This is a genomic window from Paenibacillus sp. 01T47, assembly GCF_056398245.1.
Genome location: NZ_JBFTPA010000012.1, coordinates 35,100 through 51,687, shown reverse-complemented (window position 1 = coordinate 51,687; position 16,588 = coordinate 35,100). Strand labels below are relative to the sequence as shown.

The following is a 16,588-nucleotide window of genomic DNA, read 5'->3' as shown; positions in this document are numbered from 1 at the left end:
TGCTTTTAAGGAGATTAGCAAAAATGAACAAACCAATCACACAAAATAACGCTGCGCCTGAAATATCGGGCGTGGGATCAGCTCGTTATGCGAGACAAGTCCGCTTCTCACCCGTTGGAGAGAAAGGACAACAGCTGCTTACCGGCAGTCGCGCAGCGGTCGTTGGCATGGGTGCGCTTGGTTCTGTAATCGCCCAGCATTTGGTCAGATCCGGCGTTGGATATGTGCGTATTATAGACCGGGACATTATTGAATGGAGTAATTTACAGCGGCAAATGCTGTATACCGAAGAAGATGTATTATCGCTGCTTCCCAAAGCAGAGGCCGCTGCTGCGCATTTGCGAGCCATGAACAGCTCTGTCTTCATTGATCCGATAGTTGCTGATTTAACGGCAATGAATGCGGAGGAATTACTCACTGATGTTGATCTTATTGTTGATGGCAGTGACAACTTCTCTGTTCGATATTTAATTAATGATTATAGCGTGAAGTACAGCATTCCTTGGATTTATGGCGGAGCCGTCGGCGCATCGGGCATGACGATGACGATTATACCAGGCGAATCCCCCTGCTACCGATGCTTGTTCAATGAACCGCCTCCGCCTGGAACGACCGATACTTGTGAAACGGCAGGTGTCATCTCTCCAGTCGTTGACATCATCGGCTCTCTTCAAGCAACAGAAGCCATTAAGCTGCTCTCAGGCAACAAGAACGCACTTCACCGCACCTTATTTCAAGTTGACCTTTGGAATCATGCTTGGCTTCCTATTTCTGTGGCCAAATCGAAGCGAAGCCATTGCGACTGCTGCGGAAATAGGCAGTTCGCATTTTTGGAAGACCAAATGTCGGGATCAGCTGCTGCTCTATGCGGTCGTCATTCTGTGCAAATTACACCGAGTCAAGATGCTCTACTGAACTTGGAAGAGTTAGCTGAACGCTTAAAGCCGGTTGGCACAATAACACGCAATCGTTTTTTACTGCGAATTGAACTTGAGGCTGATTTGACCTTAGTCCTGTTCCAGGATGGCCGAGCCATCGTCCAAGGCACAGATCAATTATCAAAAGCAAGGTCGCTTTATGCTGAATTATTAGGTAATTAGTCGCTATTATAATACCCTCATATTGCCAATCCGATCAATCATTGCTACTATTGTAGGTATATCTTTTCTACTACTACCAATGAGGTGTCTCGATGAGAGTTCATGTTACAGAATTAATTAATGGAGACCGTTTAAGCAATGACACTTTCAACAATTACGGACTTCATGTACTCTCCAAAGGAACAGTACTCAATAACCAAGATATATCAAGATTATTTCAACATCAAATGGACTATATTGATATAGATGAAAGAGTAAGCGAAGAAACGGAAGGTCGTACACTTGAATCTACTATAAATCCCAAGTGGCTTCCTACCGTTCAGCCCCTTTACGAAAACGCTGTCAAAAGCTTTGAGGGATTATTCACGAAAGCGAATCAGCAAGGAAAAGTGGATGTCGAGGAAGTAACGTCCATCTTCCAGCCTCTACTGAGCAACCTCCAAATGGAACGCGATGTTGTATCTATGCTGCTATTACTCAATTCTAAAGACGATTATACGTATCAGCATTCCGTGCAGGTCGGTATGTTGTCGTATTATCTCGCTACTTGGGTCGGGTACTCCAATGAAGAAGCTGTTCGTATCGGCAATGCCGGCTTCCTCCATGATATCGGAAAATGCCGAATTGAAGAGAGCATTTTAAATAAGCCTGGGAAGCTGACTGATGAAGAGTACGAAGAAGTGAAGAGACACACCTTATACGGACATGAAATTATTTTAGACTCTCTGGATGAACCATTTGTAGCCATTGGAGCACTTCAACATCATGAGCGAAATGATGGCACTGGATATCCTCAAGGTCTGAAGGGTGATGAGATTCATCCCGTATCCAAAATCATTGCTGTAGTCGATATTTACAGTGCGATGATTTCCCAGCGCGTGTATCAACAGAAGCGTGATTTGCTTTTTGTACTAAAGGAACTTTATCAGCTGAGCTTCAAAGAGCTTGATCCCTATACCACCCATACCTTCATTAAACATATGATGCCTAATTTCATAGGCAAAAGAATCGAGCTTGTAGGTGGAGAAAGTGGCATTATTGTCATGACTCACCCTACCGAGTTTTTCCGCCCGCTTATTCAAATTGGTGAAGAGTTCATCGATATGGCCATTGAGCGTGAGTATGAAATCCAACAGGTTTATATTTAAATGTTTCAAAAACAACCCGAATTGCAGATCATATCTGCGATTGCGGGTTGTTTTTATGCTGCCGCTTATTCTTATCAACCACGTTCGCAACTTATACAATGATTTTATCGTTGTTATTGTAAATGATACCAAATATGCAAATTAAGACTAGAGGTGATGGAGTGAGAAGCATTTTAGCAATAATCATTATTGCTTTAATGATGACCGGATGCAAATCCGAAGCAATTAGCAATACACCAACTGTTCAACCAAGCGAGCTAACAATCATTGAACCGAACGATCAGCCGAATCGAGTCAGTGAAAAAGTTGTCATTTATAACCTCAAAAATGCTGATGGCAGCAAGGCAGCTATTGAAACCATCTATCAGACCATAACGGAAGCCGACCTTGTAGATGTATTTAAACAAACTTTTGAAGAAGCTGAACCATTAAAAGGTATCGTGAAAATGGCAGCTCCAACTTATAAAGTAATAATCGGCAGCTCTGAATATTATCTTTTGATCGGTGATGATAAAACAGATTCAATCGTTAATTTAGATGACTCGCATACGATGTTCAGGCTATCTCCTTCTGACACGATTAAGATTCGGGAAATACTATCTTGGTCAGAGCCAGAGATAGTGGTCGAAGGACTTGTAATGGACAAAAAAGTAATCAATCAAAATGATTCTTATCGTGTTTTAATCGCAACAAATTGGACTAAACAAGAGAAAAATACGATGGATGAATGGATCGAGATAGCAGAACAAAAGCGCGAGCTAGCGTGGTATGAAATAGACAAAAAAGTTTATTTGAAGCTAAATATTAGTCAGCCTATTGCAGTAAGAGCAGCCAAAATGCAGCTGGACTCATTGCCACCGATTCGATTTGCAATTACTGTTCAAATTATTGAGCCAGAAGTTGTGGCATCTTCCCTTTATTTAAATCTAATCAAAGAAGAACTAAACAATCAGCAGCTGCTTTTGACTCCGATCCGTCCAGATAAGGAATGGATTTTGGATGGTATTAGGCCTAGCAGATTTACGGTCAGTTCTATAAACAATGAAGCTGACTCTACTCGCCTAGAACAGGTTTCCATCTACATTTTTAATTCGGAGCAGCAGCTTGAAGAGGGTCTAAAGGATTTTCAAAAACAAACCGAATTGATTAATATGCTTTATCCTCGTATTTATAAGTTAAACAACGCGATGATCTTTTATTGGACTCATGGCAACATGGAAGAACCCGCTAAGCTTGGCAGCTATTTTGAGAAAGCAGTAAAGCTTCTAATGGAAAAATAGCCGAAGACGATGAAAATAGAAAAGGGGTTGCCCCAAAGTAGAAAATTCTACTTTGGGACAGCCCCTTTTCCTATTGGCTCTATCGTTAACCGATTGAACCTTCCATTTCGACTATGTCTAAATGAAGCTATCGTGTTTTAGTGCACAGTGCACATATGATAGACAATTTACTGTTTCGCTTCGAATTATTTTTCAAAAAACGCTCATATTTGTGTATTTAAACTGAGTATTCATCACCAAATACCAACTTAGAATACTAGGAAGGGAATAGAACAAACCTTCCTTTCATACAGTACTCTTAAAGATAATGTATCAAGGGAGGATTCCGCCATTGTTAGATCAGTCATTTGTAGCTCGTTCTCTAGAAGAAGTTAGGTTTTGGTCTCGAATTATGAAAGAGCATTCTCTTTTTCTTAAATTGGGTTTCCGATGTGAAGATACCCAACTAATTAATGAAGCAAATCATTTCTATGCCGTTTTTGAATCAATCGAAAATAAATCTAATGCATATACAATTGAAACAGATCCTACCGTAATTAAAAGATTCAATGAAGAAGTGTATACTGCTGTTTCTTACATTTGGGCTTTCAAAAGAAAAGTGCTCGGTTTAATTCTGACTTGCAAACTTCCAGGTGCAAACAACTTCCCATTGTTAGTTGATCATGTGAGCAGAGAAGCTAATTATTTCAGAAATCGTTTGTCGGAATTAAATTTAGGTCAGTTACAGCCACTGCCTGATGCTATTATCGACGAGAATGTTTTCTTTCTAAGAATCATGGCAGACCACGCCAAATTCATTAGTCACTTGCTTGATCCTTCAGAGCGACAGTTAGTGGAACAAGCGAATAACTTCAGTGAAGAATTTGACACGTTACTATTTCAAGCAAGGGACTTAGAGTCTATGCGACCTCAATCGCAAACTGTTCCGCTACTTGACCAATTTCTTGATCAAAATAGAGTGTCAGTTAAATCGCTTCGTGACTTTAAAAGTACAGCTCGAGACCTTATTGAAGCCTGCCGTATAAAAAGTATCATTCATCCGTTATTGGCGGATCATGTATTCCGAGAAGCAGAACATTTCCTCGTTATAATTGATATGTTTGAAAACAGTCTGACAGGTAAACCTGTTTAATCTTTGAATCATAGGGTTATTTCTATACAGTCTGTATTAGTTATCTCCTCGACCTAGCCAGTCGAGGATTTTTCGATGTCATTTTTTTTACTGTTCATTTATAATCATTTTTGATTTCCGTTTCCCCGATTTATTGCAGAAATTGCTTAAAGAAATAAAAAAAAGAATCCGTAGAAAATATCTACGGATTCACCGATTTACTAGCAAATAGAAATTCAAAGTAGTAGCGTATTTGACTAAACGGTATCAAAACGGTATCATACGATATTTTGAAACCGTTTAGCCCTTGATACGCCTACGTTTTTATTAACCGATGGAACCTTCCATCTCGAACTTGATCAAACGGTTCATCTCTACCGCATATTCCATCGGCAGTTCTTTCGTGAACGGCTCGATGAAGCCCATTACGATCATTTGCGTTGCTTCCGCTTCGCTCAGACCACGGCTCATGAGGTAGAACAGTTGATCCTCAGAAACCTTCGACACTGTTGCTTCATGCTCAAGTGTGATGTTATCGTTCAAAATCTCGTTATAAGGAATCGTATCTGACGTTGATTCATTATCGAGAATAAGCGTATCACATTTGATATTAGCTTTCGCGCCGTCGGAGTTGCGTCCGAAGGATGCAAGACCACGGTATGTTACTTTACCGCCATGCTTACTGATTGATTTGGAAATAATTGTCGAGCTCGTATCTGGTGCAAGGTGAGTCATTTTTGCCCCTGCATCCTGATGCTGGCCTTTGCCGGCAACGGCAATGGACAATACCATACCTTTTGCGCCGCGACCGCGAAGGACAACAGCTGGGTACTTCATCGTCAGCTTGGAGCCGATGTTTCCATCTACCCATTCCATCGTAGCATTCTCATCAGCTACCGCACGTTTAGTAACCAGGTTGTAGATATTCGGTGCCCAGTTTTGAATCGTAGTGTAACGAACGCGTGCATTTTTCTTAACCAAGATTTCAACTACCGCACTGTGCAAAGAGTTTGTGCTGTAAACGGGAGCTGTACAGCCTTCTACATAGTGAACGGAGCTGTCTTCATCGGCAATAATAAGCGTACGCTCAAATTGTCCCATGTTCTCGGAGTTAATACGGAAGTATGCCTGCAAAGGCACTTCGCATTTTACGCCTTTTGGTACGTAGATAAAGCTTCCGCCTGACCATACCGCACTGTTCAAAGCAGCAAATTTATTGTCATTCGGAGGAATAATCGTTCCGAAATATTCTTTCATAAGCTCAGGATACTCACGAAGCGCAGTATCTGTATCTGTGAAGATAACGCCTTGCTTCTCAAGATCCTCTTGCATGCTGTGATAAACGACCTCGGACTCATATTGAGCCGATACACCGGCTAGAAACTTTTGCTCAGCTTCTGGAATACCCAGCTTGTCGAATGTTTCTTTAATTTCGGAAGGAACTTCCTCCCATGTTTTCCCTTGCTTGTCTGAAGCACGAACATAATATTGGATGTCGTCAAAATCAAGCTCATCCATGTTGCCTCCCCATTTAGGCATCGGCATTTTGAAAAATTGCTCAAGTGATTTCAAGCGGAAATCCAGCATCCATTCCGGCTCACCTTTAATATCCGAAATCGTACGCACGATTTCTTCCGTTAAACCTTTGCCTGATTCGAATACGGCTTTGTGCTCGTCACGGAAACCATACTTATAATCTTCCATTTCCGGCATTGATTTAGCCATGGTCATTCACGCTCCTCATAAATCTAGTTTAATGTGATTCTTGCTGCTCGATCCCTTTGCGTAAGGCGTTCCACGCTAGTGTCGCACACTTAATTCTTGCAGGAAATTTGTTTACACCAGAAAGTGCATCCAATTCCTCATATTCATCAAATTCAACCGGTTCGCCTTTCATTAGAGCTGAGAATTTCTCAGCCATGGCAAGCGCCTCATCAAATGTTTTTCCTTTTATCGCCTCTGTCATCATCGATGCAGAGCTCATGCTGATAGAACAGCCTTCGCCACTGAACTTCGCATTGGCAACTTGGCCGTCTACGACCTGCAGCTGCAGCGAAATACGATCGCCACAGGTAGGGTTATTCAGGTTGATGGTAACTGATTCTTCATCCAAGGTACCGCGATTGCGAGGGTTTTTATAATGATCCATAATGACTCTGCGATATAAATCATCCAATTGCATGACCGAAGAACTCCTTTGTTTGTAGTAAGGCATCGGCTAAGCGGTCAATTTCATCTTCAGTATTATATAAATAAAAGCTTGCTCTTGCCGTTGCCGATACATTCAGCCAACGCATTAGCGGCTGGCAGCAGTGATGGCCTGCACGAATCGCAATGCCTTTGGAATCAAGCACGGTCGCAACATCATGCGGATGTACATCATCCAAGTTGAATGTGATGAGTCCTACACGATTTTGCTTCGGACCGTACAATGTGATGCCTTCCAGCGAAGATAGCTTCTCGTAAGCATATGTGGCTAAACGTCTCTCATGCTGATCAATTTCATCTAATCCAATTTCTTGTAGGAAGTCAATTGCAGCACCGAGTCCAACCGCACCCGCAATAATGGGAGTGCCGCCTTCAAAGCGGTACGGAATCTCTTTCCACGTAGACTCATAAAGATCAACAAAATCAATCATCTCGCCGCCATACTCAATCGGCTCCATCTTGTTAAGGAGAGCCTTCTTGCCATATAATGCGCCGATGCCGGTAGGACCACACATTTTATGACCAGAAAAAGCATAAAAATCAACATCCAAATCTTGGAGATCAATCTTCATATGCGGTGTGCTCTGTGCACCATCCACGACCATAATGGCACCATTACGATGTGCAATTTGGGTAATTTCTTTAATCGGATTTATGAGACCGAGCACGTTCGAGACGTAAGTGATGGAAACCACCTTCGTCTGTGGAGTGATCGTTTTCTCAATGTCCTTAAGAGAAATGGTACCATCGGGCTGCATCGGGATATATTTCAACGTTGCGCCAGTGGCCTTAGCAGCCTGCTGCCACGGAATTAAATTACTGTGATGCTCCATCGGTGTGATGACAATTTCATCACCTTCACCGCATACACTGCGTGCATAGCTTGAAGCAACCAAGTTTAGTGCTGTTGTAGTACCGCGTGTGAAAATAATTTGCTCCGGTGCTCCCGCATTCAGAAACTTCGCTACCTTCTCGCGCGCTCCCTCATAGGCATCAGTCGCCCTGGAACCAAGTGTATGCACACCGCGATGAACGTTCGCGTTATCCAGCTCATAGTACCGATTAACCGCATCAATGACGGAGCGCGGCTTCTGCGAAGATGCCGCGCTATCCAGATAAACGAGCGGGTGCCCGTTTATTTCTTGATGCAATATCGGGAACTGCTCCCGAATCGCATTTATATTCATCCCTCTAGCTTCCTTTCGAGCAAACGCTGAAGCTGACCGCGTACCGCCTCGACTGGAATTTCCGATACGACTGGAGCCAAAAAGCCGTAAATAATTAGACGTTCAGCGTCTTGCTTAGATATACCGCGAGACATTAGGTAATATACCTGCTCAGGGTTTACTTGCCCCACGCTTGCTGCGTGGCCTGCTGTTACATCATCTTCATCTATAAGCAAAATCGGATTGGCATCGCCGCGCGCTTTAGGGCTCAGCATGAGCACCTTCTCGGTTTGTACACCGTTCGCTTTCGTCGCACCCTTCTCGATTTTTGTAATTCCGTTAATGATCGCTGAAGCGGAATCCTTCATTACTGCACGTGTTACCATGTTGCTGTCGGAGCTTTTGCCGAAGTGAACGGCCCCAGTCGTCAAGCTGTTTTGTTGAGCGTTTTTGCCTACGCTGATTACTTTTGCATCAGAAGTAGAGCCTGTGCCCTTCAACATGGATTTCGTGTCTGACAACGTATTTCCGTCATTCAAATCACCGATAATCCATTCCATTTGGCCGTCATTTTCAATAACCGAACGACGGATTGACATATCCACGCCCGTCTCAGCCATATGGTGGATAGAGCTGAAACGAACATGAGCGCCTGGCTTCACGAACACTTCAACAACAGATGGATGTACGAAAGGAGCACTGCTTGCTCCCGGTTCGGATACAACACAATCCACATATGTCACTCGGCTATTATTGTCCGCTACGATCAAGATATGCGGAGCAAATGTCGCTTCAGCATTATCATTGTAGAAAATCGCTTGAAGCGGCAGCTCGACTTCAACATCTTTAGGAACGTAAACGAATACGCCGCCGTTCCAAAGTGCTGCATGAAGTGCTGTAAGCTTATCTTCGTCCTTCGCTACTGCTTGGAATAAATATTTTTGAACGAGGTCGCCATGCTCTTTGCATGCCGTCTCCAAATCTGTGAAAATAACGCCTTTGCTAGCCAATTCGTTTGAAAACTGATTCCATACGATGCCGGAATTACGTTGAACAAGCAAATTTTCAGTTCCTTCTGTGATCAATTCACGAACAGCTTGTGGAAGTTCGCTAATTGCTCCAACCGTTGTCGGTTGCTCGTAGTTTCCTAGTGCCGTCAAATTCCACCGTTCAATACGAACCTTCTCCGGCTTAGGCCATCCGAGTGTTCCGGCAAGGTCTGCCGCTTCTCCGCGCAGTTCAACAAGCCAGTTCGGCTCGCCTTTACTACGTGCCAGCGCTTCAGCAGCTTGACGGTTGGCCTGCGTTGATAGTTGTGTACTCATCCGTTTTGCCCCCTTCTCTGCTTAAGCCTGACCGACCGTTTCATCTTCGATTCCAAGCTCTTCTTTTACCCAATCATAACCTTCGTTTTCCAAACGCTCAGCCAGCTCAGGACCACCCGATTTAACGATGCGGCCTTGCATCATAACATGTACATAGTCTGGAGTAATATAGTTAAGCAAACGCTGATAGTGAGTGATGATAAGGAAACCGCGATCTTCCGAACGCATAGCATTTACGCCTTGTGATACGATACGAAGTGCATCTATGTCAAGACCTGAATCGATCTCATCAAGAACAACGATTTTTGGATCAAGAAGCATCATTTGCAAAATTTCGTTACGTTTTTTCTCGCCGCCTGAGAAACCTTCATTAAGGTAACGGTGAGCGAATTCAGCATTCATTTCAAGCTCTTTCATTTTGCTTTCCATTTTGCGAATGAATTTAATCAACGAGATTTCATTGCCTTCGCCAAGACGTGCATTTAGCGCACTGCGTAGAAAGTCAGAGTTCGTTACGCCTGGAATTTCACTTGGATATTGCATTGCAAGAAACAAACCAGCAAGCGCGCGCTCGTCAACACCCATTTCAAGAATGTCAGCGCCATCTAGTACTGCCGTTCCTTCTGTTACTTCATATTTAGGATGTCCCATCAAAGCGGATGCCAGTGTAGATTTACCGGTACCGTTCGGGCCCATGATCGCGTGAATTTCTCCACCTTTAATTTCTAGGTTAATACCTTTCAAAATCTCTTTTCCGTCGATAGCCGCTTTCAGACCATCAATGACAAAATGAGTAGACATAATATGCTGATCCCTCCAAGGTTGGTTTAATTCGCTCAGTCACTTCTATAAATAATAGACTTTCTATTATAGAGTGATTCTCAATGATTCTCAATAATCATTTTAATATAGTTTTTGTTATAAATCAATGTGAGATGTCTTTGATTCATTGATAATGTCTTTTTATTGTAGATATAAAACGAAAAGCTAAAGGTTGATTTCGGCTTATATTTCTCCTATTTCACCTTTAATCGGCAATTAGATGGGTTTTCCTCGTAAGATCCTTTGATCAAAATAAATCTTTTATGCTAATGCATTTTTAATCTTTTGAACTTCTGACAGAAATGTTTCTTCATCCAGTACAGGCAACATTTTTGGAGATGGCATTTCATCTTCCATTCTTACCCAAGATTTGCATCCATTATAAGCAGGTCTCATCGAAATTTCCAAAGGCGTTTCCAATCGGTAAACACGGAGCAATAAAACATGCAGCGGCTTGGTTTTTTTCCAGCGCAATCTTTCCTCTGCAAACGTATCTGTCCATATATGCAAATCGCGTAAACGATCGAGTGTTTCTTGATCCGTTACTTCAATATCTTCAACGACCTCAGCGTAAGCTTCTAGCTTAATCGTTTCCATGTCTATCGACCAATTCACTAACGTTTCATCCAAACCGTCAACATATTGCTCCTTTAGAAGATGTTTCTTCTGGTGCTCGTAAGCAGGCATTAAATAAAAGCTAGGGCTAATAAGCTGGAAATCCCGCGTTTCTTCAATGATTCCGCCTTTACGCATAACGATAATTTGCTGCCCCTCTGCGAGCGCTTTTACACTGACAGCCCACTCTTTCAAAGCGATCGACTGTTGTTCTTTTTGTGCAGTCACTATACTTCCTCCATCCAACTTGTCTATAATTGATAACATTATATCAAATGAGGGTATTCCAAGGCGAAATAATATACATTATACTATGTTGAGATGAATACTGGGCATTGCTGCCCAACTACTATAATCCGGAGGTGGACAGCCGTGTCTGCATATCATCCATTATCAGAACAAGAAGCCATTCAAATAGCTCTTTCACTTGACGGTTATTTCCAAGAGGGAGCAAGTTTAACCAGCCGAGAAATTGGAGACGGTAATTTAAATTTGGTTTTCCACATCGTTGATTCTAGCAGCGGCAAGAGCCTTATTATGAAACAGGCGCTTCCTTATGCTAAAGTTGTTGGTGAGTCTTGGCCGCTTACACTCGATCGTGCACGTATTGAAAGTGATAAGCTTATTTTGGAAGGCGAGCTTGCTCCTGGACTTGTTCCAAACGTTTATAAATATGACCCAGAGCTCTATCTCACGATTATGGAAGATCTCAGTGATCATATTATCATGCGTCAAGGGCTGATTGGCGGAGCACGCTATCCTAAATTCGCGGACGATATTTCAACATTTATGGCGCGGACTTTATTTTTCACCTCTGATCTTGGCATGAACCAGCAGGAAAAGAAGCAGCGCGTCAAAGCTTTTATTAATCCTGAGTTATGTAAAATAACAGAGGATCTTATATTCGACGATCCTTATACCAATTCGCCTAACAACAGCTTTGATCCAGCTATTCAGGATGCTGCTGAGGCACTTTGGCAGGATTCACAGCTTCATTTTGAAGTAGCGATTCTGCGTGACAAATTTTTAACAAATGCACAAGCGCTCTTGCATGGCGATCTTCATACGGGCAGTGTTTTCGTAACGCCTGAATCTACAAAGGTCATCGATCCTGAATTCGCTTATTATGGTCCAATTGGCTTCGACATCGGTGCTGTTATTGCGAATTTGCTTCTCAACTTTGCAGGGCAAGAGCATTGGAGCACGGATACAGAAACGAGAAATGACTTCCGTCGTTATTTGACCGATTCGGTGCGTGATGTGTGGAACCTATTCGATCAAAAATTCCGTGCATTATGGGATGAGCATAGCCTCGATCGTATTGCTTCTTCAACACCAGGCTACCAAGATTACTATATGAATCGTTTGCTGCAGGAAGCTGTTGGTTTTGCAGGCTGCAAAATCGTACGCCGAATCGTCGGTTTGTCTCATGTAATCGATGTAGATCGTATCCCTGATGCAGCTGCTAAAGAGAAAGCTCAGCGCCTCGCTCTTGCTATTGGAACATCGCTGATTCGCAACAACCGCAATACACAATCCATTGAGGAAGTTATCGACGTTGCCTTATCACTTGCAAATAAATGATTGAACACAGAGAGGAAATGACACCATGACAACAAATAATTATGCTGGCTTGCAATCGGTTATCTGGACCGAAGACAGGCTTGATTTACTTGACCAACGGCTTTTGCCAGAAGAAATCGTTTATTTGCCTTTAACGACTGCAGAGGATGTATGGGAAGCGATTCGCCACTTAAAAGTACGCGGAGCTCCAGCCATCGGCATTTCAGCAGCTTACGGCGTCGTTCTAGGCAGCCGAGATGAGCAAACCACTGAGGCATGGCTCGCACAAGTAGTCAAGCAAGCAGAATATCTCGCGACTTCAAGACCAACTGCTGTTAACTTGTTCTGGGCACTTGATCGCATGAAAGCAGCTGCCGCTGCTTACATCGAGAAAGGCTTGTCGCTCGAGGAAAGCAAAGCCGCTTTGCTAACGGAAGCAATCGCGATTCAAAGCGAAGATGAAGAAACAAACAGAATGATCGGTGAACATGCACTATCATTGTTTAAAGATGATATGGGCGTATTGACACACTGTAATGCTGGCGGCTTGGCTACGGCTAAATACGGCACAGCTCTTGCACCCTTCTACTTAGCCTTGGAACGCGGTATTACACTGCGTGTATATGCTGACGAGACGCGTCCTGTCCTACAAGGCGCTCGGTTAACGGCATTTGAATTGCAGCAGGCAGGCGTCGATGTGACGCTTATTTGCGACAACATGGCTGGTATGATTATGGCTAAGGGCTGGGTAGATGCGGTTATCGTAGGTACTGACCGCGTTGCTGCAAACGGTGATGTAGCTAACAAAATCGGAACGTACAGCGTAGCTGTACTCGCTAAAGCTCACGGCATTCCTTTTTATGTAGCAAGTCCTCTTTCCACAATTGATTTGAATACGCCGACTGGTTCTGAAATTCCAATTGAAGAGCGCAACGCAGAAGAAATTACAGAAGGCTTCGGCAAACGTACTGCTCCTCAGGGCATTAAAGTATACAATCCGGCCTTCGACGTAACGCCTAATGAATATGTAACAGCCATTATTACTGAAAAAGGCATCGTTCAAGCGCCATACGATGTTAATCTTCGCAAACTTTTTGAATAATCATTAGAGAATAAAAGCCCTAATCTGTTGTTCGCGGCATTCACGCGTACAGCTTGATTGGGGCTCTTTGTTTTCTTTTGGTTAAAGCATCAATTGGAGCGCTTCCGAGCCCTTCATGCCTACTACAACACCCTTTGTCTCTGCTGTTAAAGTAACGGATTCCAAAGGGGCTTCCATCAACTCTTCCAACGTTTTTACTCCGACAGCTCTGCCAGCTATAATTTCCCGGTCTTTGAGTCGCTCATTAAGCAGAGAAACATCAAGCGCACCGCACATAATATATCCTTTGTCCGTCATGATGGCGAGCAAAGTTGTTTTGGGCAGCTTCACTTCAACGCCAAGAACGGTTTCTCCATTCTCCAGTGTGAAAGGAACCATCCGCATCATATAGGATCCACCCCCTTCTTTTACATAATGTAAGAGGCAATGCACTGCAACATCAGTATATGCAAAAGTAAATTTGCAGTGTTGGACGTTTGCTTATTTATGCAGTGGTTTAGGGGTGAAAACACAAACGCGGTCACAAACTTATGAGTGAATCAATCTGCACTGTCGGCTCTTGTTGCATGTTGGGGGCCACATGAATATACGTGTCAAGAAAACTGTACCGACATTGCTTAACTTAAAAATCACTAAAAACAAATAGTAGGCAAATAAGAGATATGAGTAATGAAAATATGAAATAAATTAGAGATAATTTAATACTTGTCCATAAAACAGACTGGATTTTATTATTTTCATATTAATTATTCCATTTAAATGAATTTCATAATCATATCAACCTTTACCCTCCTTTCACATGAAATAAAGTTTTTATTAATCAAATTTTAGTTCTTCTTTAATCTTCTTAACCTCTGTTATAGCATGTTTAATCAAATTTCTATTGATTTTTTCACCTGTGTATACACTGTAATCATCAATTACTTCTGTCAGATATTCCTTCAATTCAGCATCAGACTTATCCAGCAATTCTATGCCATGCCATTCTCCATCCCAAATCGCAGCAACACGCTGCCTATCATCGTCATTTGTTTCGTCATAATAAAATACCCAATAATTATACTTCTTGTTGATTTTCATCTCCTCATCCCCCTCAATTGAAACCGAGATTTCAATACCTAATATATGTACCCTACTACTCCATTGGACTCATCGATGAAGCAACTTTAAATCCAAGAAATACTAATACAAGCACAATGTTTATTCATTTGCTCCTCCTAAAACGAGGAAAGCAAGTTGCATTTATTTCTCACAATTACATTTCGATTCAACAAACTCACAAACTGGTCTCAAGATTAGTAAAAACTAGTCATTTAAAAAAGTTTATACTTAATATTCATTAAAGATAATAATGATGAAAAACCAAATAAAAGCTTGTTATGATTGGGTTTTTCGTTGTTTTTCGAGAGTTTTGTATAATCCATTTCCCTCCCTATAGGAAGCGCACAGCGCATAATATATCCTTTGTCCGTCATGAAGGAACCATCCGCATCATATAGGATCCACCCCCTTCTTTTACATAAAGTAAAAGGCAATGCACTGCATCATCCGTCTATTTATAATTCTACTTCCTCTCTCTAGTCTACTACCCATAGAAATTGCATGATACTATGTCGTCTTGTTTAAAAGATATTTCTCACCTCAGGCAGATGTCCAAGCGGGCAGGTAAATGCCTGCATTAACTAGTTAGAAATTATAAATAGGAGGGATTTAGGTATGGGTTGTAATAATTCTGCAACTGCTTTAACTTGTTGTGCTGATAAAAACTTTGTGCAAGATAAAGTATGTACACCATGGAGTGGCACCGTTGTCGCTGCTGATGTCCTAGTTGTCGTCTTCACAAATAATATTAATCAAAATATTGTCGGTACCGGGTATTTGCAATACGACATCGGTCCAGAAGATATTACATTTGATTTTCTCGACAGCACGGGAACTCCCATCAATGCTGCTCCATTTACACTCTCTCCCGGAACGAGTCTTGCTTTTACGTATAGGCGCTTCAGTGCCATTCAAATAACGCTTCCAGCAGCTTCACCAGGTACCTATCAAGGGGAGTTCTGCATAACTACCCGTTACCCTGTCCAATAAAATAAATGAGTGGAGGGATAAAGGAATATGTGTGAAACAAATTCTACACTTAGTTGTTGCTCAGACAAAGTCATTGTGCAAGATAAAGTGTGCTCGAATTGGCAATTAGCTGCAGCTGGGACCCAAATCATTTATTCGGACAATATATCACAAACCATAAATGGTACTGGATATGTTAAATATGAAACCGGTACAGCACCATTAACAGTAAACTTCTTCAGAACAGGAATCGTAGCAGCTATTCAAACCATAGTTATTCCTGTTGGAGGCAGTGCATCATTTACAGTAGCACGATTCAATACCATTTCCTTAACTACGACGGCAGCAGCACAAGGGGAGTTTTGTATTACTGTCCGTTATAGTCTTTAATCTTATAGCTTAATAATAAAGGGTGGTTCTTCATTTATTGAAGAACCACCCTTTATTATTGTTCATTTAATGGAATGGGGTTTGAAAGCAGACCAATCGTAGTTGAAATTACATATTTTCCTTCAATATAAAGCAACTCATTACCTTTTGCAGAAACTTTTACAGATTTTATGCCTTCACCAATAAAATTAACCGTATTACCAGGTGGTGCAATCATTAGTTTAGTTTCTGTACCAACAATTTCTACTTCCAAAGGATCTGTGCTCGATGGACTCGAGTATATAGTAATTTGCGCCACCTTAACTTTTGCTTCAATATCTGTTTCCCATATTTGAAGTCCCGTTAGATTACCTTGGAGTAATATATTTCCACAGCATTCTTTTTCGACCAGCATAGTCGCAGGATCAACGCAAGGTGGATCCGGGCAAGGTCTAGGACACGGCCTAGGCCTTGGACATGGTCTCGGTCTTGGCCTGTGGCATCGCTTAGGAGGACACGGAAATATCGGGAAACATCTTTTCCTTCGAGCTCTTTTTTTACAGCATTTTTTCTTTATTATATATTTTGATTTTTGTTTATTTATTTGAATAAAAGAGGGTTTCACCATGAGAACATTCATTGATTCAAATAAGGGCTTTTTCTTTGAACAGAATCTCCTTTTCAGCATATTCCCCCCTCTTTCAAAAAA

17 protein-coding genes are annotated in these 16,588 nt (G+C 42.0%); 8 read left to right on the top strand and 9 right to left on the bottom strand.

Going from position 1 to position 16,588, the window contains the following annotated elements:
- The first annotated feature begins 23 nt into the window (after positions 1–23).
- From AC1DOV_RS21825 to AC1DOV_RS21810, 4 genes are all read left to right on the top strand, one after another.
- Entirely contained in the window at positions 24–1,100 is a 1,077-nt protein-coding gene (locus AC1DOV_RS21825; RefSeq protein ID WP_477551057.1) for a ThiF family adenylyltransferase, read from the top strand.
- A 92-nt stretch (positions 1,101–1,192) separates the two neighbouring features.
- Positions 1,193–2,248 carry an HD-GYP domain-containing protein gene (locus tag AC1DOV_RS21820; protein ID WP_430063499.1) on the top strand — a complete coding sequence of 352 codons (1,056 nt, stop codon included), beginning with the start codon at positions 1,193–1,195 and terminating at the stop codon, positions 2,246–2,248.
- A 161-nt stretch (positions 2,249–2,409) separates the two neighbouring features.
- Positions 2,410–3,528 carry a YhfM domain-containing protein gene (locus AC1DOV_RS21815; RefSeq protein ID WP_477551056.1) on the top strand — a complete coding sequence of 373 codons (1,119 nt, stop codon included), beginning with the start codon at positions 2,410–2,412 and terminating at the stop codon, positions 3,526–3,528.
- A 331-nt stretch (positions 3,529–3,859) separates the two neighbouring features.
- On the top strand, positions 3,860–4,660 hold the full coding sequence (locus AC1DOV_RS21810; protein WP_477527628.1) for a DUF2935 domain-containing protein: 801 nt from the start codon (positions 3,860–3,862) through the stop codon (positions 4,658–4,660).
- Between the two features lie 306 nt (positions 4,661–4,966).
- Here the strand turns inward: AC1DOV_RS21810 and sufB are convergent, their stop codons facing one another.
- The 6 genes from sufB to AC1DOV_RS21780 form a co-directional block, all read right to left on the bottom strand.
- Positions 4,967–6,364 (bottom strand): Fe-S cluster assembly protein SufB, encoded by a 1,398-nt coding sequence (sufB, locus tag AC1DOV_RS21805; RefSeq protein WP_076270269.1) that lies wholly within the window; start codon positions 6,362–6,364, stop codon positions 4,967–4,969.
- Positions 6,365–6,392: 28 nt separating this feature from the next.
- On the bottom strand, positions 6,393–6,821 hold the full coding sequence (sufU, locus tag AC1DOV_RS21800) for a Fe-S cluster assembly sulfur transfer protein SufU (RefSeq protein ID WP_076270270.1): 429 nt from the start codon (positions 6,819–6,821) through the stop codon (positions 6,393–6,395).
- Positions 6,808–8,034, bottom strand: coding sequence for a cysteine desulfurase (locus AC1DOV_RS21795; RefSeq protein ID WP_477551055.1), 1,227 nt, complete (start codon positions 8,032–8,034; stop codon positions 6,808–6,810). The genes sufU and AC1DOV_RS21795 overlap by 14 nt, the downstream gene beginning before the upstream one ends.
- A complete protein-coding gene (gene sufD, locus AC1DOV_RS21790; RefSeq protein ID WP_076270272.1) occupies positions 8,031–9,338 on the bottom strand; it encodes a Fe-S cluster assembly protein SufD in 1,308 nt (435 codons plus the stop codon). Before sufD ends, AC1DOV_RS21795 begins: the two co-directional genes overlap by 4 nt.
- Before the next feature lie 21 nt (positions 9,339–9,359).
- On the bottom strand, positions 9,360–10,139 hold the full coding sequence (sufC, locus tag AC1DOV_RS21785) for a Fe-S cluster assembly ATPase SufC (protein ID WP_076270273.1): 780 nt from the start codon (positions 10,137–10,139) through the stop codon (positions 9,360–9,362).
- A 282-nt stretch (positions 10,140–10,421) separates the two neighbouring features.
- Entirely contained in the window at positions 10,422–11,003 is a 582-nt protein-coding gene (locus AC1DOV_RS21780) for a DUF1802 family protein (RefSeq protein ID WP_477551054.1), read from the bottom strand.
- 144 nt (positions 11,004–11,147) lie between these two features.
- On the opposite strand from AC1DOV_RS21780, the gene mtnK reads away from it, so the two are divergent.
- The gene (gene mtnK / locus AC1DOV_RS21775; RefSeq protein WP_477551053.1) at positions 11,148–12,359 is read left to right on the top strand and encodes an S-methyl-5-thioribose kinase; all 1,212 of its coding nucleotides are present in this window, start codon (positions 11,148–11,150) and stop codon (positions 12,357–12,359) included.
- Between the two features lie 25 nt (positions 12,360–12,384).
- Complete coding sequence (gene mtnA / locus AC1DOV_RS21770) at positions 12,385–13,440, top strand: S-methyl-5-thioribose-1-phosphate isomerase (protein WP_477551052.1); 1,056 nt, start codon at positions 12,385–12,387, stop codon at positions 13,438–13,440.
- Positions 13,441–13,521: 81 nt separating this feature from the next.
- Here the strand turns inward: mtnA and AC1DOV_RS21765 are convergent, their stop codons facing one another.
- Together AC1DOV_RS21765 and AC1DOV_RS21760 are read right to left on the bottom strand one after the other, a co-directional pair.
- On the bottom strand, positions 13,522–13,827 hold the full coding sequence (locus AC1DOV_RS21765; RefSeq protein WP_076270277.1) for a YunC family protein: 306 nt from the start codon (positions 13,825–13,827) through the stop codon (positions 13,522–13,524).
- Between the two features lie 429 nt (positions 13,828–14,256).
- A complete protein-coding gene (locus AC1DOV_RS21760; RefSeq protein WP_477551051.1) occupies positions 14,257–14,520 on the bottom strand; it encodes a hypothetical protein in 264 nt (87 codons plus the stop codon).
- Positions 14,521–15,156: 636 nt separating this feature from the next.
- On the opposite strand from AC1DOV_RS21760, the gene AC1DOV_RS21755 reads away from it, so the two are divergent.
- Both AC1DOV_RS21755 and AC1DOV_RS21750 read left to right on the top strand, forming a co-directional pair.
- Complete coding sequence (locus AC1DOV_RS21755; protein WP_477551050.1) at positions 15,157–15,531, top strand: DUF3992 domain-containing protein; 375 nt, start codon at positions 15,157–15,159, stop codon at positions 15,529–15,531.
- Positions 15,532–15,558: 27 nt separating this feature from the next.
- Positions 15,559–15,900 carry a DUF3992 domain-containing protein gene (locus tag AC1DOV_RS21750; protein ID WP_076270281.1) on the top strand — a complete coding sequence of 114 codons (342 nt, stop codon included), beginning with the start codon at positions 15,559–15,561 and terminating at the stop codon, positions 15,898–15,900.
- Between the two features lie 55 nt (positions 15,901–15,955).
- On the opposite strand, the gene AC1DOV_RS21745 is transcribed toward AC1DOV_RS21750, so the two are convergent.
- Positions 15,956–16,567, bottom strand: a complete 612-nt coding sequence (locus AC1DOV_RS21745; RefSeq protein WP_477551049.1) for an S-Ena type endospore appendage — start codon at positions 16,565–16,567, stop codon at positions 15,956–15,958.
- Positions 16,568–16,588 lie beyond the last annotated feature (21 nt).